This is a genomic window from Caulobacter ginsengisoli, assembly GCF_030814835.1.
Classification (GTDB): Bacteria; Pseudomonadota; Alphaproteobacteria; order Caulobacterales; family Caulobacteraceae; genus Caulobacter; species Caulobacter ginsengisoli.
Genome location: NZ_JAUSVS010000011.1, coordinates 55,215 through 79,245, shown reverse-complemented (window position 1 = coordinate 79,245; position 24,031 = coordinate 55,215). Strand labels below are relative to the sequence as shown.

Annotated in this window: 27 protein-coding genes; 7 read left to right on the top strand and 20 right to left on the bottom strand. The window is 67.9% G+C overall.

The window, feature by feature from the left end:
- Positions 1-57 precede the first annotated feature (57 nt).
- The 13 genes from yihA to QO010_RS20865 all read right to left on the bottom strand — a co-directional run bounded on the left by yihA (position 58) and on the right by QO010_RS20865 (position 10,217).
- Complete coding sequence (gene yihA / locus QO010_RS20925) at positions 58-633, bottom strand: ribosome biogenesis GTP-binding protein YihA/YsxC (RefSeq protein ID WP_307352576.1); 576 nt, start codon at positions 631-633, stop codon at positions 58-60.
- A 59-nt stretch (positions 634-692) separates the two neighbouring features.
- Positions 693-2,543 (bottom strand): membrane protein insertase YidC, encoded by a 1,851-nt coding sequence (gene yidC / locus QO010_RS20920; protein WP_307352474.1) that lies wholly within the window; start codon positions 2,541-2,543, stop codon positions 693-695.
- 8 nt (positions 2,544-2,551) lie between these two features.
- Complete coding sequence (locus QO010_RS20915; protein ID WP_307352472.1) at positions 2,552-2,956, bottom strand: ribonuclease P protein component; 405 nt, start codon at positions 2,954-2,956, stop codon at positions 2,552-2,554.
- A gap of 19 nt (positions 2,957-2,975) precedes the next feature.
- The gene (gene rpmH, locus QO010_RS20910) at positions 2,976-3,110 is read right to left on the bottom strand and encodes a 50S ribosomal protein L34 (protein ID WP_307352470.1); all 135 of its coding nucleotides are present in this window, start codon (positions 3,108-3,110) and stop codon (positions 2,976-2,978) included.
- 107 nt (positions 3,111-3,217) lie between these two features.
- Complete coding sequence (locus QO010_RS20905) at positions 3,218-3,535, bottom strand: hypothetical protein (protein ID WP_307352469.1); 318 nt, start codon at positions 3,533-3,535, stop codon at positions 3,218-3,220.
- A 5-nt stretch (positions 3,536-3,540) separates the two neighbouring features.
- The gene (locus tag QO010_RS20900) at positions 3,541-4,518 is read right to left on the bottom strand and encodes an NADPH:quinone oxidoreductase family protein (protein WP_307352575.1); all 978 of its coding nucleotides are present in this window, start codon (positions 4,516-4,518) and stop codon (positions 3,541-3,543) included.
- Between the two features lie 2 nt (positions 4,519-4,520).
- On the bottom strand, positions 4,521-5,570 hold the full coding sequence (locus tag QO010_RS20895) for an alpha/beta hydrolase (RefSeq protein ID WP_307352467.1): 1,050 nt from the start codon (positions 5,568-5,570) through the stop codon (positions 4,521-4,523).
- Between the two features lie 5 nt (positions 5,571-5,575).
- On the bottom strand, positions 5,576-6,199 hold the full coding sequence (locus tag QO010_RS20890) for a TetR/AcrR family transcriptional regulator (RefSeq protein ID WP_307352465.1): 624 nt from the start codon (positions 6,197-6,199) through the stop codon (positions 5,576-5,578).
- Positions 6,200-6,249: 50 nt separating this feature from the next.
- Positions 6,250-7,617 carry a flavin-containing monooxygenase gene (locus tag QO010_RS20885; RefSeq protein WP_307352463.1) on the bottom strand — a complete coding sequence of 456 codons (1,368 nt, stop codon included), beginning with the start codon at positions 7,615-7,617 and terminating at the stop codon, positions 6,250-6,252.
- A 75-nt stretch (positions 7,618-7,692) separates the two neighbouring features.
- Complete coding sequence (locus QO010_RS20880; RefSeq protein WP_307352461.1) at positions 7,693-8,007, bottom strand: hypothetical protein; 315 nt, start codon at positions 8,005-8,007, stop codon at positions 7,693-7,695.
- 46 nt (positions 8,008-8,053) lie between these two features.
- Complete coding sequence (locus QO010_RS20875) at positions 8,054-8,911, bottom strand: SRPBCC family protein (RefSeq protein ID WP_307352458.1); 858 nt, start codon at positions 8,909-8,911, stop codon at positions 8,054-8,056.
- Positions 8,908-9,237 carry an ArsR/SmtB family transcription factor gene (locus QO010_RS20870; protein ID WP_307352457.1) on the bottom strand — a complete coding sequence of 110 codons (330 nt, stop codon included), beginning with the start codon at positions 9,235-9,237 and terminating at the stop codon, positions 8,908-8,910. The genes QO010_RS20875 and QO010_RS20870 overlap by 4 nt, the downstream gene beginning before the upstream one ends.
- Positions 9,238-9,302: 65 nt before the next feature.
- A complete protein-coding gene (locus tag QO010_RS20865; protein WP_307352455.1) occupies positions 9,303-10,217 on the bottom strand; it encodes an SDR family oxidoreductase in 915 nt (304 codons plus the stop codon).
- Positions 10,218-10,292: 75 nt separating this feature from the next.
- Here QO010_RS20865 and QO010_RS20860 point away from each other — a divergent pair, with 75 nt between their 5' ends.
- Both QO010_RS20860 and QO010_RS20855 read left to right on the top strand, forming a co-directional pair.
- On the top strand, positions 10,293-11,210 hold the full coding sequence (locus QO010_RS20860; RefSeq protein ID WP_370873820.1) for a class I SAM-dependent methyltransferase: 918 nt from the start codon (positions 10,293-10,295) through the stop codon (positions 11,208-11,210).
- The gene (locus QO010_RS20855; protein ID WP_307352453.1) at positions 11,207-11,941 is read left to right on the top strand and encodes a pseudouridine synthase; all 735 of its coding nucleotides are present in this window, start codon (positions 11,207-11,209) and stop codon (positions 11,939-11,941) included. Before QO010_RS20860 ends, QO010_RS20855 begins: the two co-directional genes overlap by 4 nt.
- 207 nt (positions 11,942-12,148) lie before the next feature.
- On the opposite strand, the gene QO010_RS20850 is transcribed toward QO010_RS20855, so the two are convergent.
- Positions 12,149-12,892, bottom strand: a complete 744-nt coding sequence (locus tag QO010_RS20850) for a DUF72 domain-containing protein (RefSeq protein WP_307352451.1) — start codon at positions 12,890-12,892, stop codon at positions 12,149-12,151.
- 62 nt (positions 12,893-12,954) lie between these two features.
- On the bottom strand, positions 12,955-13,764 hold the full coding sequence (locus QO010_RS20845; RefSeq protein ID WP_307352449.1) for an acyl-CoA thioesterase: 810 nt from the start codon (positions 13,762-13,764) through the stop codon (positions 12,955-12,957).
- Between the two features lie 156 nt (positions 13,765-13,920).
- On the opposite strand from QO010_RS20845, the gene QO010_RS20840 reads away from it, so the two are divergent.
- Both QO010_RS20840 and QO010_RS20835 read left to right on the top strand, forming a co-directional pair.
- Positions 13,921-14,463 (top strand): hypothetical protein, encoded by a 543-nt coding sequence (locus QO010_RS20840; RefSeq protein ID WP_307352447.1) that lies wholly within the window; start codon positions 13,921-13,923, stop codon positions 14,461-14,463.
- A 24-nt stretch (positions 14,464-14,487) separates the two neighbouring features.
- Positions 14,488-16,026, top strand: coding sequence for an acyl-CoA synthetase (locus QO010_RS20835; protein ID WP_307352445.1), 1,539 nt, complete (start codon positions 14,488-14,490; stop codon positions 16,024-16,026).
- A gap of 7 nt (positions 16,027-16,033) precedes the next feature.
- On the opposite strand, the gene QO010_RS20830 is transcribed toward QO010_RS20835, so the two are convergent.
- From QO010_RS20830 to QO010_RS20820, 3 genes are all read right to left on the bottom strand, one after another.
- Positions 16,034-17,122 carry a DUF2971 domain-containing protein gene (locus QO010_RS20830; protein ID WP_307352443.1) on the bottom strand — a complete coding sequence of 363 codons (1,089 nt, stop codon included), beginning with the start codon at positions 17,120-17,122 and terminating at the stop codon, positions 16,034-16,036.
- Between the two features lie 67 nt (positions 17,123-17,189).
- Positions 17,190-18,581: an L-serine ammonia-lyase gene (locus QO010_RS20825; protein WP_307352441.1), complete on the bottom strand. Its 1,392-nt coding sequence runs from the start codon at positions 18,579-18,581 to the stop codon at positions 17,190-17,192.
- A 4-nt stretch (positions 18,582-18,585) separates the two neighbouring features.
- Entirely contained in the window at positions 18,586-20,244 is a 1,659-nt protein-coding gene (locus tag QO010_RS20820) for a M28 family metallopeptidase (protein ID WP_307352439.1), read from the bottom strand.
- A gap of 263 nt (positions 20,245-20,507) precedes the next feature.
- On the opposite strand from QO010_RS20820, the gene QO010_RS20815 reads away from it, so the two are divergent.
- Both QO010_RS20815 and QO010_RS20810 read left to right on the top strand, forming a co-directional pair.
- Positions 20,508-21,584, top strand: a complete 1,077-nt coding sequence (locus QO010_RS20815) for an HWE histidine kinase domain-containing protein (protein ID WP_307352436.1) — start codon at positions 20,508-20,510, stop codon at positions 21,582-21,584.
- Positions 21,577-21,978, top strand: coding sequence for a response regulator (locus QO010_RS20810; protein WP_307352435.1), 402 nt, complete (start codon positions 21,577-21,579; stop codon positions 21,976-21,978). The genes QO010_RS20815 and QO010_RS20810 overlap by 8 nt, the downstream gene beginning before the upstream one ends.
- A gap of 6 nt (positions 21,979-21,984) precedes the next feature.
- Here QO010_RS20810 and QO010_RS20805 read toward each other — a convergent pair whose 3' ends face one another.
- Entirely contained in the window at positions 21,985-22,293 is a 309-nt protein-coding gene (locus tag QO010_RS20805; protein WP_307352434.1) for an NIPSNAP family protein, read from the bottom strand.
- Between the two features lie 131 nt (positions 22,294-22,424).
- Between QO010_RS20805 and QO010_RS20800 the strand changes: the two genes are divergently transcribed.
- Complete coding sequence (locus QO010_RS20800) at positions 22,425-23,288, top strand: sigma-70 family RNA polymerase sigma factor (protein WP_307352433.1); 864 nt, start codon at positions 22,425-22,427, stop codon at positions 23,286-23,288.
- Here the strand turns inward: QO010_RS20800 and QO010_RS20795 are convergent.
- Positions 23,285-24,019: an SDR family NAD(P)-dependent oxidoreductase gene (locus tag QO010_RS20795; RefSeq protein WP_307352432.1), complete on the bottom strand. Its 735-nt coding sequence runs from the start codon at positions 24,017-24,019 to the stop codon at positions 23,285-23,287. The genes QO010_RS20800 and QO010_RS20795 overlap by 4 nt on opposite strands.
- Positions 24,020-24,031: the final 12 nt, after the last annotated feature.

Sequence of the window (24,031 nt, the reverse complement as noted above, 5' to 3'; positions counted from 1 at the left end):
ACCACGCCTTCGGCGCGGTCCCCCTCCCCCTCCGGGTGAGGATTTGCGGAGAGGCGTTTAGAGTGTCAGCCCGCAGGCGAAGACGATCTCGGCCCGCAGCTCCGGCATGCCCGTCCCCTTCTCGGACGACGTGGCCAGCACCCGCGGAAACGCCGCCGGGCGTTTGCGGATCGCCGCCTCGCTGCGCTCGACCACGGCGGCGACTTCGGCCGGCTTGATCTTGTCGGCCTTGGTCAGGACGATCTGGTAGGAGACCGCCGCGGTGTCCAGGGCGTCCATGGCCTCGCCGTCGACGTCTTTGAGGCCGTGGCGGGCGTCGATCAGCAGGTAGACGCGCTTGAGGTTGGGTCGGCCGCGCAGGTAGGCGCGGCCCAGGTTCTGGAAGTCCTGGACCTTGCTCTTGGAGGCGCGGGCGAAGCCGTAGCCGGGCAGGTCGACCAGCCGCAGCACCTCGTCCAGCACGAAGAAGTTCACCTCGCGGGTCCGGCCCGGCTCGTTGGACGCGCGGGCCAGCTTCTTGTGGCCCACCAGGCCGTTGATCAGGCTGGACTTGCCGACATTGGAGCGGCCGGCGAAGGCCACCTCCGGCAGGTCGCCCGGCGGCAGGCCGTCCATCGCCACCGCCCCCATCATGAAGTGGACGGGATGGGAGAACAGGACCCGGGCGGCCTCGATGTCGTCTTCGGTAAAGCTCACCCTGGGGCTGCTTCCGACCTGCCCCGGATGCGGGCGATGAAGTCGTCAATGGGGTTGTCGACCTTCAGCCGGTGCATGATCACATACTGCTGCAGGATCGAGAGCACGTTGGACCAGGTCCAGTAGAGCAGCAGCCCGACCGGATAGCCGGTCATGATGAAGGTGAAGATCAGCGGCATCAGCTGGAACATGCGCTGCTGCATGGGGTCGGGGGCCGGCGGGTTCATCGCCGTGGTCAGCCACATGGTGAAGCCGTAGAGCAGGGCCAGTACGCCCAGATGCAGCGGGCCGTCCAGGAAGCCGCCGATCAGCGGCGTCGCGGCGGGATCCCAGGGGATCAGGCCGAACAGGTTGAGCACGGTGGTGCTGTCACGCGCCGACAGGTCGTTGATCCAGCCGTAGAAGGGCGCGTGGCGCATCTCGATGGTGGTCGACAGCACCTTGAAGAAGGCCAGGAAGACCGGGATCTGCACCAGGATCGGCAGGCAGCCGACCATCGGATTGACCTTCTCGCGCTGGTACAGCGCCATGGTTTCCTGCTGCTGCTTGGCCGGGTCGTCCTTGTACTTCTCCTTGATGGCGTTCATCGGCTCCTGGAGCTTGCGCATCTTGGACATCGACTCGTAGCTCTTGTTGGCCAGCGGGAAGAGGGCCAGGCGCACGAGGACGGTCATGATCAGGATGGCGACGCCGAAATTCTTCACCAGGTGGAAGAGGTAGTCCAACACCTGGAAGAAGGGCTGGGTCAGGAAGAACAGCCGGCCCCAGTCCACCGCGAAGGTGAAGCGCGGCAGGCGCCAGTTCTTCTGGTAGGTCTCCAGGTCCTTCAGGGTCTTGGCCCCGGCGAAGAAGCTGGTGGTCTCCTCGATCTGGCGGCCAGGCGGCAGCAGCCGGGCGCGGCCGATCAGGGTGGTGTTGTAGACGTCCACGCCCGTGAGCGTCTTGCTGTAGGCGAAGCGGCTGGTGATCGGCTCCTTCTGGTCGGGGGCCAGGGCGGTCAGCCAGTATTTGTCGGTCAGCCCGGTCCAGCCGCCCGTGCTCTGGTGCTCGAGCTTGTCGGCGTCCTCCTTGGTCTGGGCGGTCTGCCAGGGCTTGAAGTAGCGAAGGGTCGCCGTCTCGTAGTGCTTGCCGTCGCCGAAGGTGCCGATGGCGCCTTGGTGGGTGCCGGAACCGGCCTTCTCCAGGTCGGCGGGCAGGCCCTGGCGCTCGACCTTGGAATAGGGGGTCAGGGTCTGGGGGGCCGCGCCGTAGTTGGCCACCACGTCATGGATGGTGAACATGTAGCGGTGGTCGAGCGAGATGGTCCGGGTGAACAGCAGACCCTCGGGCGAGCGGTAGGTCAGCACGACGGGCTTGCCGGGGCTGAGGACGTCGCCGGACTGCTTCTGCCAGACGGTCAGGCCGCTGGGCGCGCCGGGAACACCGCTCCAGCCGAACTCGGCGAACCAGGAATTGTCCGCGCCGAGCGGACGCAGGAGTTCGACCAGATCGGGGCTGTTCAGGGTCTTGCGGTAGCCCTTGAGGAACAGGTCGTCGATCCGGCCGCCCGTCAGGCTCAGGGAGCCGGTCAGCGTGCCGCCCTTGGCGGTGTCGATGTTGGGCTCGGTGACGATGGCGATGCGCGGGCTCTGGGCCAGGGCCTCGGCGCGAGTCTTGATCACCACCGGCGCCGTGGCTTGCGGGCCCTTGGCTGCCTGGGCCGCCTGCGCCTTCTGAGCGACGGCGGCCTTCTGGGCCTCGGCCTCGCGCAGGCGGGTCTGGGGGCCCATGACGAAGACGTCGTAGCCAATCAGCACCACCACGGCGATCGCGATGAAGATGATCCAGTTGCGGGTTTCGTCTTGCATACGAACAATCAGCCGATGTCAGAAGGCGCCGCGTCAGCGGCGGGAGTAGAGCGGGCCGGGTCTGGCGCGGCGGCGAGGCTTAACAGCGCGTTTTTCACGTCGTCAAGCAGACGGCCCCAGTCCCGCGACGGGGTTCCGACGCGGGCGATGAACACATAGTCGCAGCCAGGGGCCGCATGAAGGGGCAAAAGCGCGCGGGCGGCCTCTCGCAGGCGCCGTTTGGCTCTATTTCGCACGACCGAGCCGCCAACCCGCTTGGTGGCGGTGAATCCGGCCCGCACCAGAGGCTCGCCGTCGGCCCGGTCGCGGGCCTGGACGACCACCGCGCCGCGGGCGCAGCTGGGCGCGCGGGCGGCGGCCAGGAAGTCGGCCCGCTTGCGGATTCGTTCGATGGGAAAGGCGGCCTCGGTCAAGGCCGGAGCCTGAACGCCTTTAGGCAGTCAGGCGCTTGCGGCCGCGGGCGCGGCGGCGCTGGATGACCTTGCGGCCATTCTTGGTGGCCATGCGCGAGCGCCAGCCGTGACGGCGCTTGCGCACGAGTCGGGACGGCTGGAAGGTCCGCTTCACGATGTCGCTCCAAAACAGAGTGCCGCCAGCCCGGTTGGGGCGGCGAAATGAGCGGCGGTGGATAAGGGAAGGGGCGGGCGGTGTCAACCGGAGTCGGGGGCCGGCGGCTAATTCGACAGATGGGGAATGCCCAGGACAAGCGCCGCCACGAACAGCAGCCAACTCAGGATGCTGATGATTCCCGCCCAGCGGTACTGGACGACCAGGCGGGTAAGCCTGGGGTCGCCCAGCTGGCGGTGCTCGCCGCTGTAGACGAATTTCAGCACGATATTCTGGGCGAACCAGACCTTGCGCGACCATCTGAGCCAGACGTCTGGGTGGGATGTCGCCAGGCGGCGCTGGATCATCACGGCGAACACGAAATGCAGCAGGACGCAGACCAGGAACACCGCGAGCAGCGACAGGATCACTGCCAGTGGCGCCATGTCCTTCATGGCACGATCACCGCCTTGCCGATCACCTGGCGGCCCGCCAGCAGCTCGAAGGCCTCGCGCCAGTTTTCCAGCGGGACCTCCGCATGCACGCGGGGCTTCACCGTCCCGGCCTCGGCCATGGCCCAGATGGCGGCCTGATTCTCCCGGCCGCGTTCGGGGAACCGGCGGCCGTATTCGCCGGCGCGCACGCCCACCACCGAGAAGCCCTTGATCAGCGGCATGTTGACCGAGACCGTCGGAATCCGCCCTGACGTAAACCCGATGACCAGCAGCCGGCCGTCAAAGGCGATGCAGCGGACGCTCTCGTCGAAGACATCGCCCCCGACCGGGTCATAGATGATGTCGGCCCCGCGCCCGCCGGTGATCGCCTTGACCCGCTCCCGGAAGCCGTTGGTGACGTTGAGCACCGCGTCGGGCGCGTACTCGTCGGCCAGGACTTTCAGCTTGGCGTCGCTGGCCGAGGTGGCGATCACGCGGGCGCCCAGGCTCTTGGCCATGTCGACCGCCGCCAGGCCCACCCCGCCGGCCGCGCCATGGACCAGCACCCAGTCGCCGGGCTGCAGCATCCCGCGCCTCACGAGGCCGACATAGGCTGTGATGTAGGCCGCGCCATAGCCGGCGGCCTGGGCGAAACTGAGATTGGCTGGCTTGGCCTTCAGCGCGGCGGCCGGCAGGATGGCATAGTCGGCGAACCCGCCCAGCTTGGCGCCGCCGACGATGGCGTCGCCCTCTGACCAGCCCTCGACGCCCGGACCCAGCCCGGCGATCTCGCCGGCCAGCTCCATGCCCAGGCCAAACGGCAGCGGCGGCTTCAGCTGGTATTCGCCCCGGGTCATCAGCAGGTCGGGGAAGTTGACCCCGGCGGCCTTGACCTTGACCAGCACCTCGCCGGGACCCGGCGTCGGGATCGGGACCTCGCGCAGGCTGACGCCTTCGTAGTCCGGCCCCAGCCGGTCGACGATCAGCGCCCGCATGCTCACCTGGCGGCCGCCGCCTCATAGGCGGCCCGCACCAGGCCGGCGATCTCGCGGCAGGCGGCGTCGGCGGCGGGGACGGCGCCGGTCATGGCGGTGAAGGCGTGGGCCAGGCTGTCATAGCGGCGGTAAGTGGCCGCCACGCCCGCCTCGCGCAGCCGCCTGGCGTAGGCCTCGCCCTGGTCGACCAGCGGATCGAAGCCGGCGGTGGCGATGACGGCGGGGGCCAGGCCCTTGAGGTCGGCCGCCTTGATCGGCGACAGGCGCGGGTCCGCCGGGTCGTCGCCGGGGCCCATATAGTGGCCCATGAACCAGTCCATGGTGTCGCGCGACAGCGGCCAGGTCTCGCCATAGGTGGTCATGGACGGCGTCTCGGACGCCACGTCGACGGCCGGATAGATCAGCAGCTGTAGGGCCGGCTGCGGCTCGCCCGCCGCCTTGAGGTCCTGGGCGACGATGGCTGAGAAGTTGCCGCCCATGGAATCGCCGCCGATGGCCGCCACGCCCGCCGCGGCGCCGAAGCGCTCGGCATGGTCCCGGGCCCAGCGATAGGCGAACAGCACGTCGTCCACACCGGCCGGGAAGCGCCATTCCGGGGCCAGGCGATAGTCGACCGACAGCACCGGGCAGCGGACGATGCGGGCCAGGATCGAACAGAAGGCCTCGCACATGTCGAGATCGCCGATCACCCCGCCGCCCATATGGGCATAGACCAGGATGGGGGCCGCCGGGTCCTGGTCGGCGGGCCGATAGGCGCGGGCCTTCAGGTCTCCGGCCGGGCCGTCGATGGTGACGGCCTCGATCTTGACGCCCGGCTCCAGCCTGCCCGAGACGGCCACCAGGCCGGCGGCGCTGCCGGCCCGGGCGACTTCAGGGCTGAGCGTGGACATGGCCGGCGCGCTGCGGGCGCCGGCGGCCAGGAACTGCAGGCGAGGGTCCAGGGTGCGGCCGCCGATATAGACCGCCGCGCCGCCGGACAGGGCCCGCAGGATGGGCGTCGGCAGGGAGAGCAGGCGCCTGACGATGAAGCGCTGGACCGAGGGAGAGGCCATGGACCTTAAGGCGCCAGCCGGGGCAGGGCCGGCAGGCCGCCCAGGATCAGGCTGACCGCGAAGGCGGCGGCCTGGGCGGTGTCGACCGGCCGGCGCAGCAGCATGCGCTCGCCGACCTCGCGGGCGATGGCGATGGCGGCGGTGGCCAGGTAGTCGGCGTCGACCCGGGGCGCGTCGCCCCGCGCCATGGCGGCCAGGAAGGCGCCATGCACCTCCTCATAGACCCGCTCCATCTCCGGGGTCTGGACCTGCATGTGCGGCTGGCGCTCGGCCGGCGGCCGGCGGGCCTGCCAGCTTTCGTGCTCGTCGGCGATGAAGTCGAAATAGGCCTGGATGGCGGCGCGCAGATAGCTTTCGAAGCTGTCGGAGGTCTCGAAACAGGCCCGCAGGATCGGCCGGAAGCGATGGGCGCCGTCGTCGGCCAGGGCCTCGAACACCTCCTCCTTGGAGCGGTAGTAGTTGTAGAAGGTGCCGGCCGCCAGGCCGGTGCGGCGGATGATGTCGCGCACGGTGGCGACCTCGTAGCCCAGCTCTCCGAACACCTCGCGGGCCGCGTCCAGTATGGCGCGCCGGTTGGCCAGCTTGGTCTGCTCGCGTTTGCCGGCGGAAAGGGCGATCACCTGACTCATCGGCGGCACGCTAGCAGGTGACAGGGCTGTAATAAAAGGGGCGTGACCCCTCACGTCGTCGCGGCCTCCCGCGCCCGCGCCGCCACCGGCAGGACATAGCCCGCCGCCCGGGCCCGCTTTTCGCCCGCCGCGATCTCCTTCTTCAGGTCGACGCAGTAATGGTTGAAGTCGACCTGGATGGTGTGGCGCGCGGCCTTGTAATAGCCGCCCAGATAGAAGGCCTCGTCCTTGGCGGTGACCTTCTCCATCGTCGCCTTCTCGGGCGGGCGGTAGCGGCCGGTCAGGTAGGCGGCGACCAGCTTGGACTGCTGTTCGGCGAAATTGACCAGGGTCGGCAGCGGCTGGGCCAGGGCCATGAAGAACAGGTTGTCGATCCCGGCCTTCATCATCCGCTTGTAGAGCGGGAAGCGGTGCTCGGCGTCGGGCTTCAGCGCCGGGTCGCTGAAGAAGGGAAAGCGCATATCGTAGCCGGTGGCGAAGACGATGGCGTCGACGTCCTCGACGCTGTCGTCGGCGAAGCGGACCTGTTTGCCCTCCAGCGCCTTGATGGCCGGCTTGAATTTGATGTCGCCGCAGCCGGCCCGGGTCAGGAACTCGCCGCTGACCGAGGGGTGGGCGGCCAGGGGCTCGTGGTCGGGCTTGGGCAGGCCGTAGTCTTCCATCCTGCCCAGGGTCTTCTTGATGACGCTGCGGGCCATGGCCGTGCCGATGGCGCGGGGCATCCAGGCCGGCATGGCGCTTTTGTCGGCCGGCTTGCCGTTCATGTATTTGGGCAGCACCCAGACCCCGCGCCGGGCCGAGACCCAGAGGTTCTTGGCGATCGGCCGCTGGGCCAGTTCGCTGGCGATATCCATGGCCGAGTTGCCCATGCCGACCACCACGACATTCTTGCCGCGCATGTCGACCGGATCGAAGGGGTCGCTGTAGGCGTGGCTGTGGAAGGCCGGGCCATCGAACGTCCCTTCATAGTCGGGGATGCGCGGGCTCCAGTGGTGGCCGTTGGCGACGATCAGCACGTCGTAGAGGCGGGTCTCTCCGGTCGACAGCGTGACCGACCACAGGCCGTCAGTGGTGCGCTCGGCGCGCTCGACGCGGGTGTTGAAGGTGATGGTGGGACGCAGGCCGAAGTGGTCGACATAGTCCTTGAAATACTGGTGCAGCTGGGCGTGGTGCGGGAAGTCGGGCCAGTCGCTTGGAACCGGGAAATCCTCGAAGGCCAGGCGCCATTTGCTGGTGTCGATATGCAGGCTTTCGTAGCAGGCCGAGAGGCCATTGGGGTTCTTGTAGTACCAGTTGCCCCCGACCTCGTCCGACATCTCGAAACAGTCGTAGGGGACGCCGGCGTCCTTCAGCCGCTTGGCGGTGGTGAACCCCGAGCAGCCGGCCCCGATGATGCAGACCTTCGGCAGGGCGGGCATGACGCGCTTCCTCACATGATCACTGTTCAGGAAATCCTGGCAGGCCCTTCCGTGCGCGTAAAGCGTGCCGTTGGGTCAGGGCTGCTGGGGCGAGATGCAGCTGTTGACGCACTGGCCCCAGCGGACGGGGCACTGGTCGTCAGCGCCGGAAAGGCAGAAGTAGTAGCGCTGGGCGCAGGCGGTGCGGCAGGCGCTGGAATCGACCGGCGGCGCAGCGGGAACGGTCGGGACGATGAGCGGCGGTGGCGCTTCAGGCTGGGGCGCCGGCTGGGCGGGCCCGCGCAGGCCCGCCTTGGCCGCATCCGGGGCGACGATGGTGATGCGCTTTTCCTGCGCCATGGCCGAGCCGGCCAGGGCCAGGACCATCAGGGTGACGATGAGACCACGCATGGCCGACAGGGTGGCTTGGGGCGGTTAATGTCTCGTTAACCACGTTTCAAAGCGAGCCTTCGAGCCGGTCGATCCACCAATTCCAGCCCTTGGCGGTCTCGCGCATCCCTTCCTCGTCGTGGCCCTCGCCGCCCCAGCCGTGGGTCAGGGTGAGGCGGGTGCGGTCGCCCTGCAGCGGCTCCAGGTCGATGATCACGTGCTGGTCCACATAGGGACTGCCCGTCTCCGGATCGTCGCTTGGTCCCGCCGAGAAGGTGAAGATGATCCGCTTGCCCGGGACCAGGGCCAGATAGGTCCCGACCATCATGGTGTAGCGATCATCGCCGGTGTCGGTGCGGATGGCGTAGCGGCCGCCCGGCTCGACCTGGGCCTCCACCGCTTGGCCCATCCAGCGGCGCATGGTCTCCAGATCGGTGAATGCGATGTAGACCTCGTCCGGCGTGGCGTCGAGGTCGCGGGTGACCACCACCTTGTGGCGGGGCGGCAGGGCGACCATCAGGCCGTTGAACATCAGCGTCCAGCCATGGCGCAGCGGTTCGCGGGTCTCGAGCGGGATGCCCTCCTGGATCAGGGTCATGATCGCGCCGTCGCCGTCCGGCTCGATCAGCACGGTCACCGTGTTAAAGCCCGGATCGAACTGCGGCATGCCGAAGGTGAAGACCAGCTTGCGCGGCGGGTCGAGTTCGAGGAACTCGCCGATGGCCACATAGTCGGTCCCGTCCCGGCGGTCGCGGATGGTCCATTTGCCGCCGACCCGAAGGTCCGTCTCGTGATGGTGGGCCTCGCTGTTCGGCGAGGTCATCAGCCACTGGCCGGCGATGGCCGGATCGGTCCAGGCCGCGAACACCTCCTCGGGCGAATTGTCGAACCGGCGAGTGATCTCGATGAAGCCGAGCTGGGTCACGGGGTCTCCTTGCGGGCCTTGAGCACGGCCTTCAGGGCGTCGAGCTTGCGGTTCCAGAAGCCCTCGAAGAAGCTCAGCCAGGCCTCGGCCTTGCTCAGCGGCTCGGCCTGCAGGGCGCAGACATGGTTGCGCCCCTCCACCCGCCGCGCCACGAGCCCGGCCCCCTCCAGCACCCGCACATGCTTGGACGCGGCGGCGAAGGACATGGCGTGCGGGGCGGCCAGCTCGCCGATGTTGCGCTCGCCCAGGGTGAGGGTGGCAAGCATCGCCCGGCGGGCCGGGTGGGAGAGGGCGTGGAAGACGTGGTCGAGCGGTTCTTGAACCATATGGTTTAATAACAGTGTGATGGAAAATATTCAACCGGATGGTTTAATTATCTCTGGAAAGGCGGTCAGACCGTCCGCTTGGCCCGGTCCTTCTCGTTGGTGGCGCGGATCATCTGGGTCACCTGCTCCCACCGCGCGTCGTCCCACTCGGTCAGCCGCGAGAAGTTGCCGCCGCTGGCGTTGTAGGCGGCGCCGTCGATGGCGATGGTCTGGCCGTTCACGTAAGCGGACAGCGGGTGCAGCAGATAGACCGCCAGGTTGGCCAGTTCGCGCATCTCGCCGACCCGGTTCATCGGGTTGCCGCGCATGTCGCCATAGGCCGAGCCGCCCTCCTGCGCCTGTTCCGGGTTCAGCCGGGCGCTCATCCCCTCGGTGGGGAAGGGCCCCGGGGCGATGGCGTTGAAGCGGATGCCCTTGCCGCCCCACTCGACGGCCAGGGACTGGGTCATGGCGTTGAGGCCGGCCTTGGACATGGCCGAGGGCACGGTGAACGGCCCGCCGTTCCACACCCAGGTGGTCAGGATGGAGATGACCGAGGCGCTTTTGCCCTCCTCGATCCAGCGCTTGCCGCAGTCCAGGGTGACGAAGAAGCTGCCGCGAAAGACGATGTTGGCGATGGCGTCGAAGCCGCGGGGCGACAGGTCCTCGGTGCGGCTGATGAAGTTGCCGGCGGCGTTGTTGACCAGGCCCGTCAGGGCCCCGCCGTCGGACCAGACCCTGTCCAGCATCTCGCCGATGGCTTCCGGCACCCGGATATCGCAGGCGTGGGGGACGACCTTGCCGCCGTGGGCGGCCATCAGCTCCTTGGCGGTCTCCTCCAGCACCCCGCCGCGCCGGCCGCAGATATAGACGGTCGCGCCCAGCATCAGGCAGGCCTCGGCCATGACCTTGCCCAGGCCCGTGCCGCCGCCGGTGATCAGGATGCGGTGGCCGTCCATCAGGCCAGGGCGGAACATCAGGTCGTCGGGGGTGAAGCTCATGGGTCGCCTCCTCTTTGCTTTGCCGCCGATTGCGCCGGGCTTCCCGTAGGTCGGTCAAGCCCGCTATAGGGGCGCGTGAACATAGACCTCCCCACAGCCGTGTACGGCCAGCCGCCCCGCGATGTCGTCGAGACGCCGGCGGGGGCGATGCAGCTCTCGCCCCTCGTCCCTGGTTCGAGCGCCCTCGAAGACCTGCCGGACGGCAGCCTGTCGGCCGTCGTCATCCTGGCCCCGCCCGGCACGGTCGAGCGGCGCTATGTCATCGCCCAGGCCCTGCGGGCCCTGGCGCCCGAGGGCCGGCTGACCGTGGCGGCGATGAAGGACCGGGGCGGCTCGCGCCTGCGCAAGGAGCTGGAGGCGTTCGGCTGCCCCGGCGTCGAGGACGCCCGCCGCCATCACCGCATCCTGACCTGCCGCCGGCCCGCCGCGCCGGTCGGGCTGGAAGCGGCCATCGCCGATGGCGCCCCGCGCCTGCATGAGGGCCTGGGCCTGTGGACCTGGCCCGGGGTGTTCAGCTGGGATCGCATCGATCCGGGCAGCGCCCTGCTGGTCCAGAAGCTGCCGCCCATGGCCGGCAAGGGCGCGGACCTCGGGGCCGGCATCGGCTTTTTGGCCCACGCCATCCTGGCCTCGCCCAAGGTCGAGAGCCTGGCCCTGGTCGATCTGGACCGCCGCGCCGTCGAGACCGCCAGGCGCAACATCACCGACCCCCGCGTGAGCTTCCAATGGGCCGATGTCCGTTCGACGGGGATCGAGGCGGGGAGCCTGGACTTCGTGGTGATGAACCCGCCCTTCCATGACGGCGGGGCCGAGGACCGGCTGCTGGGCCAAACCTTCATCCGCCAGGCGGCCATCATGCTGCGCCGGGGCGGATTGCTGTGGGTGGTGGCCAACCGCCACCTGCCCTACGAGGCGGTGCTGGCCGAGCTGTTCCGCACCGCCACGCCGCAGGGCGACACCGGCGCCTACAAGGTGTTCGAGGCCCGCAAGTGAGCAAGGCTCCAACGCTGCGGCTGGACCGGCTGCTGGCCAATATGGGCTATGGCTCGCGCCGCGAGATGACCGCCCTGGCCAAGGCCGGCCGGGTCATCCTGGACGGGACGCCGATCCGCGACGCCGACCAGAAGATCGCCCTGACCCGCGACCTGCCCCTGCGCATGACCGTCGATGGCCTGGCGCTGGACCCGCCGCCGGGCATGGTGCTGATGTTGCACAAGCCGCTGGGCGTCACCTGTTCGCACAAGGAGACAGGGCCGCTGGTCTATGACCTGCTCCCCGGCCGCTGGCTGAACCGCGACCCGATCCTCTCGACCATCGGCCGGCTGGACAAGGAGACGTCGGGCCTGCTGCTGCTGACCGACGACGGCGCCTTCCTGCACCGGGTGATCAGCCCCAAGGCCCATGTCGCCAAGCGCTATCACGTCACGCTGGACCGGCCGCTGGACGGGACCGAGGCGGGGGTGTTCGCCGAGGGCGGGCTGATGCTGGAGGGTGAGCTCAAGCCCCTGCTGCCGGCCGCCATGGAAACCGTGTCGCCCACCGAGGCCTATCTGACCCTGACCGAGGGCCGCTACCATCAGGTCCGCCGGATGTTCGCGGCGGTGGGCAACCACGTGACGGCGCTCCACCGCGACCGGATGGGCGGGCTGAGTTTGCCCGCCGACCTGGAGCCGGGGGATTTCCGCCTGCTGGACGAGGCCGACATCGCGGCGATCTTCCAGTAACACGGCTCTCCTCCTCGCCTGCGAGGGGGAGCGAGGGACACGCCGAAGGCGGTGTCCCCGGAGGGGGAGCCTCGCGGCGGTTCAGCATTCCGCAAGCGCAGGGTGTTTCCCCCGATGCGTGGCTGCTGGTTTGTCTCCTCACCCGCTCTTCGCGCTGGCGCGCTCAGAGTCGACCTCTCCTCGAGGAGGAGAGGAGCCGCGTAATGGCTACCCCTTCAGCTTTTCAATCAGCGCCTGCGCCGCCGCCGGGTTGCGCACCTTGGCTCCGGCGATGAAGTAGGCGAACACGTCGCCGCGCCCCGCCCAGGCCCGGCACTGCGCCGCGTACCCGTCCAGCTCGGCGTCGGTGACGCCCGTCTCCAGGTCCTCGCGGCTGGACATCAGCCGGGCGTAGGTGAAGTCGGCGGTCGGCTCGTCGATTTCCGGGAAGTCCTCGTCCTTGGCGTAGCAGATGGCGACGCCGTATTTGCGCGCCAGATCGTAGAACTGGGCCGTGCAGAAGGTTGGGCTGCGCACCTCCATCACATGCCGCAGCTTCACCCCGTCCTTCTCGGGCGGCAGCAGCTTCAGGAAACCCTCGAAGTCCTCCGGGTCGAACTTCTTGGTCGCCATGAACTGCCAGTTGATGACCCCCAGCTTGGGCCCCAGCTCGGTCAGCCCCTGGTTCAGGAACTTGTCCAGCGACTCCCCGCCCTCGGCCAGCACCTTGCGGTTGGTGCAGAAGCGCGAGGCCTTGAGTGAGAAGACGAAGCCGTCCGGCGTCTCGTCCCGCCATTTGCGGAAGGTGTCGGGCTTGAAGCCCCCGTAATAGGTGGCGTTGATCTCGATGGAGGTCACATGCCGGCTGGCATATTCCAGCTCGCGCTTCTGGCTCAGCGTGTCGGGATAGAAGACCCCGCGCCACGGCTCGAAATTCCAGCCGCCGATGCCGACATAGATCTGGCCGCTCATGCGAAGCTCTCCGTTCGTTCTTGTTTTGATCCTGCCCTATCTGGCGGGAGGATCAAGGGGCTTCACCCTTCGCGCACCCGCAGGATCATCGACTGGCTGGCGGTGGCCATCAGCTGGCCGTCCTGGGAGAACAGCCGCATCGAGCCGTGGGCGATCCCGCGCGCCACCCCGATGATGGCGACCTCGCACAGCACCCAGTCGGTGGGCACGATGGTCAGGAAGCGGATGGTGTTGTCCAGGCTGTTGCCGCCGGCGTTGAGGCCCAGGGCCGGGCCGACGCCCGAGGGGACATGGTCGGCCATGATGGCCAGCATGGCCGCGTCGACCGGGTGGCCTTCCGGCGGGCGCAGCCACATGGCCATGGTCCCGTCGACGCTGGGGCCGTCCGGATCGGATGAGGCGCTGTGGCGGCCCCTCGCGATACGCACCTCGACATGGTTGTGCAGGTTGTCGGTGTCCGAGCGCCAGCGGTCGCTGCGGGGGCAGTCCTCGGGGGGCGGGACCTCGGGGGGGCTGGCCCATTGATGGCTGATCTCGCTGGGCCGCTCGCCCAGGGCGGCGTTGACGGTCAGGATCTCGCGGTCCTCGACGTGGGCGATCACCCGCGCCTGGCTGGTGTATTTGCCGTCGACCGGGGTGCGGACGTCCAGGTCGACGATCGAGGGCGGCCGGGCGTAGCTTAGATACTGCGCCGTCGCCCAGATCACCGGCCGTCCCGTGGCCCCCTCCAGCGCCCCCAGCGCCGCCGCCATGCCGACCCCGCCGAACATGAACTGCTGGCCCGGCGGGCCGACGCAGAGGCTGTCCTTGAGGGGCAGGTACCAGCGATAGGGGTTGTGGGTGGCCTGGAGGTCGAAGAAGGGCTGCTTCATGGCGGGAGCGGTAGGATCAAGCCGCCGGGTGGCGCAAGCAAAAACGGCCCGTGGCGCGTCGCGAGTCGGGGGTCGGGTAAATTGCATTGGTTCCCACGGCCGTCGGATTCTACAGTCGACACTCAACCGGGCGCGCGTCGCCAAAGGAGCAGGCCGTTGAATCGCCTCCATAGACTGGCCGCCCTGGCCCTAGCCGCCGCCCTGGCCCTGCCTCATGCCGCCCTGGCCGCGCCGGGCGACAGCGAATGCATCTGGCGCAATCTGCAGGGGGATGGGCTGAACGCCTACCTGGCCGCGGCGGAGTCGAATTCGGCCACGCCAAATCCCACCGACTTCATTTCGATCGAACAGCTGTCCACAGCCCTGGACACCTGCAAGATCGCCGATAAGGACGTCGGCGCCGCCGGCGGCGCGTTCGGCGCCTTCACCCAGCGCAAGGTGGCCGAGAGCGCGCTCCTCAAATCCAGCGGCGCCTCGCCGACCGTGCTGGACAAGGCCTGGAAACGCATCGACCCCGCGCTGGCTCGGCAGGTTGGCGTGGCCATCGCCCAGTCGAAATTCGACCCTGCGGCGCAGAAACAGCTCGAGCAGGCTGTCGCCCAGTTCCAGGCCGATTTCACTCAGCCGCTCGAAGAGAAGATGGCCGCCCGCTACGTGCTGGCGCGCGCCGATCAGGAGTATCTGGAAACCCTGTTCTAGGGCGCCGATCGCGGGAGAGGCAGGATGGGCGAGATCATCAGCGGCGAGCGCCGGCGGTCGTCGGCGGCTCTGAATGAGCGGGCTTCCCGCGCCGCCTCGGGCCTGGCCTCGCTGGGCGTGGGGCCCGGCGACCTGATCGCCATCTATCTGCGCAACGACCTGCCCTTCCTGGAGGCCACCTTCGCCGCCGGCCTGCTGGGCGCCTATCCGACCCCGGTCAACTGGCATTATTCCGAGACCGAGGCGCGCTATCTGTTCGAGAACTCCGGGGCGCGGGCCATCGTCATCCATGCCGACCTGATCGACGGCGTCCGCGCCGCCCTGCCGGCGGGCGTGCCGGTCCTGGTCGTCGCCACCCCGCCCGAGATCGCCCAGGCCTACGGCATCGACGCGGCGCCGGTCCCGGCCGGCATGATCGACTGGTCCAGCTGGCTGGAAGGTTTCGCGCCGTTCGAGCAGCCCGTGGCCGACGGCCCCGGCACGATCATCTACACCTCCGGCACCACCGGCCATCCCAAGGGCGTGCGGCGCCGCCAGCCGACCGCCGAGCAGGCGGCCGTCTCCGCCGGCATGCTGGCCATGGCCTTCGGGTTCGCCGACTGGCTGGAGCGGCCGGACGAGATCGTCACGGTGATCACAGGGCCGATGTATCATTCGGCCCCCAACGCCTACGGCGCCTTCAGCGCCCGGCTGGGGGCCCACGTGATCCTGGAGCCGCGCTTCGACCCGGAGGAACTGCTGGCGCTGATCGAGCGCCACCGGGTGACGCACATCCACATGGTGCCGATCATGTTCAACCGGCTGCTGCGGCTGCCGGAGGCGGTGAAGGCCCGCTACGACCTCTCCAGCCTGAAGTTCGTGGTCCACGCCGCCGCCCCGTGCCCGGCGCCGATCAAGCGGGCGATGATCGAGTGGTGGGGTCCTGTGATCAACGAATACTACGGCTCCACCGAGACCGGGGCGGTGGTGTTCTGTTCGTCGCAAGAGTGGCTGGCGCACCCGGGCACGGTGGGCCGGGCCATGCCGGGTTCGGACGTGCGGGTCATCGACGCCGAGGGAAACAGCCTGCCGGCCGGCGAGATCGGCGAGGTGGTCGCCCGCACGGCGGGCCTGGCGGACTTCACCTATCACGGCGACGACGCCAAGCGGGCGGCGAGCGAAAAGGCCGGGCTGATCGCGCCGGGCGACATCGGCTATCTCGACGCCGACGGCTTCCTCTATCTGTGCGACCGGGCCAAGGACATGATCATCTCCGGCGGCGCCAACATCTATCCCGCCGAGATCGAGGCCGAACTGCACAAGATGCCCGGCGTCGCCGACTGCGGGGTGTTCGGCATCCCCGACGAGGAGTTCGGCGAGGCGGTCTGCGCCGTGGTCCAGCCGATGCCGGGGGCCGAACTGACGGAAGCCGAGGTGCGGGCCTACCTGCGCGGTCTGATGGCCGGCTACAAGGTGCCCAAGCGGGTCGATTTCCACGCCGAACTGCCGCGCGAGGACTCGGGGAAGATCTTCAAGCGCAAGCTGCGGGAGCCGTTTTGGGAGGGGCTGGACCGGCGGATCTAGACGTAGCCTACGAACGCCTATTTCGCGAGAACCATCGCGTAATCATGTGAGAGCTGGCATCGCGCACCATGGATTCCATGGCGGCGAAAGCCTGAGGGAATTCAATGCTGTCAAAGGTAGTAAGACTCTCGAACTCCTCTATTGGGGTTGCGGGAGCTTGTGCGAGAGGCAACCTCTTAAATCCATAACCGGCATCTTTGACAATAACGTACAATTCTGGAGGATGCTCCCACTTCTCGATATTGACTTTGATCCGTTCAATTACGGTCGGCGGGCAATTCAAACCAAAGATGATTTCTCTTATGCTGGATTTTTCCAAGGCAAATAGACACAGTTCCGACCCGCTAGGCAGGCGCTTGCGAAGCGTGGCATCGTCGGGTGTGCCGAAAAATCGCCACTCCTGCTCATAAGACCAATCTTCCATCTTGATCGAAAGAAAGTCTGCGATTTCCAACGATCCTGAGCGGACAGTCGGTGTGTCTCGCTGATACGAAACTATTCGAGGTTTCGAAAACTCCTCGCCATTTTTGCCTTTTCTCTTCAACCGAAACGCGCAGCTAGGATCTATCCCGAAAGCGAAACCGGTATGATTCCCAGCATAATGGGCCCACATGGGGACGTTGTTCCATATCGCGCTACAGCTAAATATTAATACCAAACCTCGCCGGGACTCATTGATTACTACTTTCGCGAAATCGTCGACGGCGGCCGTGACGATCGATCTCATTTGCTTTAGAAAGAACGGTGATCCAATTAAAATTAGGATGAATAGTATTGGCGCAACAATGATAATTACTAAGATTCTAGGTATGATTGGAAGGGCCGCTAACTGGGGATTGTCTCGTGGCAGCTTAGCAAGCTGACTTAATCCCATCTGGGCTACGGCTAGCGGGTTCGCCGTAGCCCAAGCGACCTTCTTAGCGCCCTGATGAAAATCTTCAGGACTGGCGTCGAGCAAGAACTCGAATGGGTCGTTCAGCGCCGAAAGTTGAGAAAATCTGACAAGCAGCGAGTCAAATACATCCTCTCGATCACTGCCGTAGTACTTATATAACAGCTCTGGAGTTGGCGCTTTCTTCCGCTGACGGCGTCCCATGAATCTCCCAAGAGTCGTGGTCCCTACAGCTGGTGCCTAGCAGAAGTGGCGAGGGTGATAAATTCCCTCAGCACTCAACCCGGTTCACCGGCATCCCCGCCGCCAATCCACCCAGCGAGGTCTCCTTGTAGATCTCGTTCATGTCCTCGCCGGTCCGCTTCATGGTGGCGATGACCTTGTCCAGGCTGACGCTGTGCTCGCCGTCGCCCAGCAGGGCCAGGCGGGCGGCGTCGATGGCCTTGATGGCGCCCATGGCGTTGCGCTCGATGCAGGGGATCTGGACCAGGCCGCCGATGGGGTCGCAGGTGAGGCCCAGGTTGTGCTCCATGGCGATCTCGGCGGCGTTCTCGATCTGGGCGTTGGAGCCGCCCATGGCCGCCGCCAGCCCACCGGCCGCCATCGAGCAGGCCACGCCCACCTCGCCCTGGCAGCCGACCTCGGCGCCGCTGATCGAGGCGTTCTTCTTGTAGAGGGCGCCGATGGCCGCCGCGGTCAGCAGGAACATCCGCCGGGTATCGGCCGTGCCCTGGTAGAAGCGGTTGTGGAAGCGCAGCACCGCCGGGATGATGCCGGCCGCGCCGTTGGTCGGGGCGGTGACCACCTTGCCGCCGGCGGCGTTCTCCTCGTTGACCGCCAGGGCCCAGAGGTTGACGAAGTCCATGGCCGCCAGCGGGTCGCTGATCTGTTTCTCGACCTTGGCCATGATGGCGGTGAACACCTGGTTGGCCCGCCGCTTGACGCTGAGGCCCCCCGGCAGGATGCCGCCCTGGCGCACCCCGCGGTCGATGCAGGCCTCCATGGCGTCGACGATGCGGTCCAGGCCCGCCTCGATCTCGGCCTGGGGGGTGCGGGCGGTCTCGTTGGCCATCATCAGCTCGGCGATGGTCAGGCCCGCTTCGTCGGCCTTGATCAGCAGTTCGGCCGAGGATTCGAACGGGTAGGGGACGTCCGGGCCCGGCTCGTCGGCGCTGTTGCGGGTGATCTCCTCCTCGTCGCGGACGAAGCCGCCGCCGATGGAGAAGTAGGTGCGCTGGTCCAGGGTCTCGCCGTCGGCGGCGAAGGCGGTGAAGGTCAGGGCGTTGGGATGCTGCGGCATCCGCTCGCGGCCGGCCCAGACCAGGTCCTTGGCCTCGTCGAAGGCGATGGCCGGGCCGTCGTCGCCCAGCTTCATCGTCCCGGAGGCCTTCAGCGCCGCCAGGTCGGCGTCGCCCTGGTCGGGGTCGAGCTCGGCCGGCTCATGGCCCATCAGCCCCAGCAGCACCGCCCGGTCGGTGGCGTGGCCCCGGCCGGTCAGGGCCAGGGAGGCGTAGAGCTTGATCTCGACCCGCGCGACCGAGGCCAGCCGGCCGCCCGACCGCAGCCTTTGCAGGAAGCGGCAGGCGGCCGTCATCGGTCCCATGGTGTGGGAGCTGGAGGGGCCGACCCCCAGCTTGAAGAGGTCGAAGACGCTGACGGTCATCCGGCTACTTGCGCTGGCCCTTGGTTTCGTCGCGCGCGGCCTTGAACTCCGAGCCGGCGGCCCACTCCGGCCACTCGCGGGAATTGGCCAGCTTCCAGCCCAGGTCGTGCAGCAGGGTCAGGTCCTCGACCACGCCGCTCCAGTCCCAGTCGGCCGACCATTCGTCGGCGGGCTGGTGGTAGCGGTCCTTGACATAGGCGTCGGCCAGCGCCTTGCCCCGGGTCACGCCGCCCTCAAGCAGGTTCTGGCCCGAGCCGAACGAGATGGCCGGCACGCCGCGCTTGGCGAACGGGAAGTGGTCCGAGCGGAAGAAGGAGCCGGCCTCGGGCCGGGGATCGGGCGAGTAGGTCCGCCCGCGGGTGGCGGCCAGGGCGGTCAGGTCGTCCAGCAGGGCCAGCTTGGCGCTGCCCGAGATGGTGAAGTCATGGGCGCGGCCATTGATCCCCGCGCCGTCCATGTTGATGTCGCCGACCGTGGTGGCCAGCGGATAGAGCGGGTTGGCGGCATAGTATTCGCTGCCCAGCAGGCCCTTCTCCTCGGCGGTCACGGCCAGGAAGAGGATGGAACGCTCGGGCTTGGGGCCCTGGCCGAACACCCGGGCCAGCTCCAGCAGGCAGGCGATGCCCGAGGCGTTGTCCAGGGCGCCGTTATAGATCTTGTCGCCCTTGGCGTCCGGCCGGCCGACGCCCAGGTGGTCCCAGTGGGCCGTGTAGACGAGCAGTTCGTCCGGATGCTTGGTCCCGGGCAGGATGCCGGCGACGTTCTTGGAGACGATGACCTTGTGGTCGACGTCGTATTTGGCGGTGAAGGTCTCGCCGGTCAGCACCACCGGCTTGAAGTCGCGGGTCTGGGCCAGCTTCTTCAGGGCTTCGTAGTCGAGACCGGCCTTCTGCAGCATGGCGGCGGCCTGGTCGCGCTGGATCCAGGCCTCCATCAGCGGATGGGCCTCCAGCGGCTTCTTGCGGACGATGTCGAACTGGACGTTGGTGTTGGAGTTCTTGACGGTGGCCCAGCCGTAGCTGGCGGGGGCGGTCTCATGGACGATGATCAGCCCGGCCAGGCCCTGGCGGGCGGCTTCCTCGTACTTGTAGGTCCAGCGGCCGTAATAGGTCATGGCCTTGCCGCCGAAGTCGCCGGATCCGGTCTCGAAGTCCGGGTCGTTGATCAGCACGATGCCGACCTTGCCCTTCAGGTCCATGCCCTTGAAGTCGTCCCAGTTCTTCTCCCGCGCCTTGACGCCGTAGCCCAGGAAGACGAGCGGGGCGTTCTCGATATCGACCCTGTCGACATTGGTCATGCTGGCGCGGACGGCGATGTCGTCGCCCTGGGCCAGGGCCTGGGTTGCTCCGCCGATGGCGTAGGAGAAGCTCGGGGTTCCGGTGATCTCGAAGCGGCCCAGCGGCACGTCCTGGGTCCAGGCGCGGGTCCCGTCGGGCTGCTTGTCGCCGCCGGGCTGCAGGCCGTCGGCCTTCATCTGGGCGATGATGTAGGCGACGGTCTTGACCTCGCCGGGTGTGGCGGGGCCGCGGCCCTCGTATTCGTCCGAGGCGATGGTCTTGACCGTGTCGGACAGACGCTGGGCGTCGATGCCCGCCGGGCCGGCGGCAATCGCCAGCAGGGGGATGGCCGTCAGGGCGACGGCGGCAAGCAGCAGCTTTTTCATGGAGAAGGTTACCCGCGAAACCAGTTCAGGGCGCGGACCCTAGAGGCTTTCGGCGGGGAGAAAAAGCCGCCACGCCGCGGAGAATCGCGGCTTCGAGCCATGGTCGAGGGTCTCCAAGGCTATCACCTGAAGTTGAATGTGGTTAACGCGACCAATCCCGAGGGGGTGCGTTGTTGAGACCTACAAGTGTGTCCTCCTGGTCGCGTGACAGTCCTTCCCGGCGCCAGGCTTCCGCCCTCTCCACAGATCGGCAGGTCCATCCTGTGACGAAGATCGCCCTCAAGTCACCGCGCCAGATGCAGGCGGAGGCTACCGTCGAGGGCTTCCAGCGGGACCTTGGCCCCTTCGTCGTGGCGGCGCAGACCACGCGGATGCCCATGGTGTTCACCGACGCCAAGGCGCCGGGCCATCCGATCGTTTTCGCCAATGACAGCTTCCTGCGCCTGACCGGCTATGCCCGGGAGGAACTTCTGGGCCAGCGTTTCGATTTCCTGGTGGCCCGGGGGCCCGGCTCGGCGGACGCCCTCCAGATCGAGAGCTCCTTCGCCGTGGACTCCGAGGACGACACGGAAAGCCACTATCGCAACAAGGATGGCGGGGTGTTCCGGGCCCAGCTGTTCATCAGCGTCGTGCGCGATCATGAGGGCGAGGTCATCCAGCATTTCATCTCGCTGGTGGATCTTTCCCGGCACGAGCGCGAGGAGGAGCGGCTGCGGTTCCTGCTCGATGAGCTGAACCACCGCTGCCAGAACACCCTCACCACGGTCCAGTCCATCGTCCTGCAGACCCTGCGCGGCGAGGCCGACGGGGGGCTGATCGACACGCTGGAGCGGCGCATCCTGGCGCTGTCCAAGGCGCATGGCCTGCTGGGGCTCGAGAACTGGGACGCGGTGTCCCTGCGCGATGTCCTGGACGAAATCCTGCGGCCCCTCGCCCTGAACGGCCCTCAGGGGCAGCATCAGGCTTTCCGCGTCTCGGGCGAGGGACCCAATGTCCGGCTGTCGTCGAAGGCGGCCCTTACCCTGGCCCTGGTGCTGCATGAAATGGCGATCAATGCCACGCGCCACGGCGCGCTTTCCAACGGCGGCGGCGGACAGGTGGATATCGGCTGGGCCATGACGCCGACGCCCAACGGCGAGCGGATGCGGCTGGAGTGGCGGGAAAGCGGCGGTCCGCCGGTGCTGCCGCCGACCCGGCAGGGCTTTGGGTCTCGCCTGCTCAAGAGCGCCCTGGCGCAGGAACTGCACGGCGAGGTCAGCCTGGACTACGCGCCGGCGGGCGTCGTCTGCACTATCGTCATGCCGGTGTCAGCGCCGCTCAAGGCGCTTCATCATGCCTAGTCCCCTCGCCGGCCGCCGCATCCTGGTGGTCGAGGACGAGATGATGGTGGCCCTGCTGCTCGAGGACATGCTCGCCGACCTCGGCTGCCTGGTGGTGGGCTCGGTCGTCTGCGTCGAGGACGCCCTGGCGATGATCGACATCCTGTTCCTCGACGCCGCCGTGCTCGACGTCAATCTCGGCGGACAGATGAGCTATCCGATCGCCGACGCGCTGATCGCCGCCGGCGTGCCCTTCATCTTTTCCACCGGCTATGCCGCCAACCGTCTGCAAGAGGGCTATCGCACCCTGCCCATGCTGCAGAAACCCTACCACCGGTCGGAACTGGCCGACGCCCTGGCCGCAATCCTGGCGCTGGCGCCGCCGGCGGCTGCGACCGGCGACCTGGCGGCCTGAACGCGGTCACTCGGGCAGGCCGTAGCTTTCCACCAGGGTCAGCCCCATCCGCGTCGCCTCGGGCGGCGCCTCGCAGCGCGCCGCTATGCCTTCGGAGAAGGCCTTGAAGCTGGGCAGCTCGGTGATGGCCGCCGAGTCGTCCTCGGCCGTGTTGATGAACAGGTGGAGGAAATCCACCCCGTCGCGGAACAGGCCATAGGCCACATGCCCCGGGGCGACGGCCCGGGCTTCGTCGAACACCGCCCGCGACAGCGCCTCGTTGGCGTCGGCCTGATCGGGTTTGCAGCGGTAGCGGACCAGGGTGACACGTTGCATGATCGCTTCTCCTTGTTGATCGCTGACAGGGACGGCTGGCCCGGGATGAAGGATTCGGTCCGCGAATCTTTTTCGGCCGGCGAATCCTTTCCGGCCTCGCCGACGTCATGAGGGTGTGGATGGAGCGGCGCATGGCGGACGGCAGTCTTGAACCCGAAGCCTTCGAGCGGATGCTGGCCGACCTGCGCCCGAAGCTGCACCGCTACTGCGCCCGCATGGTCGGTTCGGCCATCGAGGGCGAGGACGTGGTGCAGGACGCCATGGTCAAGGCCGCCCAGGCCTTTCCCGCCGCCGGCGACATCGGCCGCCCCGACGCCTGGCTGTTCCGCATCGCCCATAACACCGCCCTGGACGCCCTGCGCAGCCGCAAGCGCCGTCCGACCGCCGAACTGACCGTCGAACCGGCGGGGCCGGCCGATGCGGCCGAGTCGCGGGTGGCGGTCGCCTCCAGCCTGGCGGTGCTGATGGCCCTGCCGGTCAGCCAGCGGGCGGCGGTGGTGCTGATGGACGTGCTGGGCCATTCCAACGACGAGGCGGTGGAAATCCTCGGCGTCACGGCCGCCGCCGCCAAGGCCGCCCTGCACCGCGGCCGCGAACGGCTGAAGACCCTGAAGAGCGAACCCGCCGCGCCGCGCCTCGACCCGACCGAACGCAGCCGCCTGCAGGCCTATGCCGACCGCTTCAACGCCCGCGACTTCGACGCCCTGCGCGCGCTGCTGGCCGAAGAGGTGCGGCTGGACCTCGCGGGCCGCCTGCGCCTCGACGGCAAGGCGCCCGTGTCGGTCTATTTCACCCGCTACAGCGAAAGCCACGACTGGTGGTCGCAGCCCGGCCTGGTCGATGGCCGCCCGGCGCTGCTGATCAGCGACCCGGCCGATCCGGGCAGGATTACCTACGTCGTGTTGCTGGACTGGCAGGACGGCGAGATCGCCCGGATACGCGACTACCGCTACGCGACGTATGTCCTGGAGAGCATGGACCTGACCCGGCTCTAGAGCGTCAGCCCCCCATCCACGATAATCGTCTGCCCCGTGATGTAGCCGGCCAGCGGCGAGGCCAGGAACATCACCGCCCCGGCCATGTCCTCGGGCGTTCCCAGCCGGTGCATCGGAATTCCGGCCAGCGCGCCCTTCAGGCGGTCGGGGTGGTCGGTGGTGACCTTGGTCAGCTTGGTGTCGACCAGGCCGGGCGCCACGCCATTGACCCGCACGCCCTCGGCCGCCCAGGCCTGGCCCAGGGTGCGGGTCAGGGCCACCGCCCCGGCCTTGGAGGCGTTGTAGGCCGGGTTGCCGCGGGTGGCGTGATAGGCGCTGGTCGAGGAGATGGTGACGATGTTGCCGCCGGTCTCTTTCAGCTTGTCGTGGAAGGCCATGATGCAGGCCATCAGGCTGTCGAGATTGACCCCGGTCACCTGCCGGAAACCGTCCATCTCGAACTCGCCCCGCCGGTAGATGACCGTGCCCTGAGCCAGGACCAGCACGTCCAGGGTCGGCATGCGCTCGGCCGCCTTGACGATGGCGTCATCGTCCGAGACATCGACCTGGGCATAGGCCAGGCCGGAAAGGTCGCTGCCCTCGGCGGCGCTGTAGTCCTGGCTGGAATTGCGGGTGCCCCAGACGGTGACCGTGGCGCCGCGGGCCCGGAAGCCCTGGGCGATGCCGTTGCCGATGCCGCTGGAGCCGCCGACCACCAGCACCGTCTTGCCGGTGAAATCCAGGTCGCTCATGGGTCTCTCCCC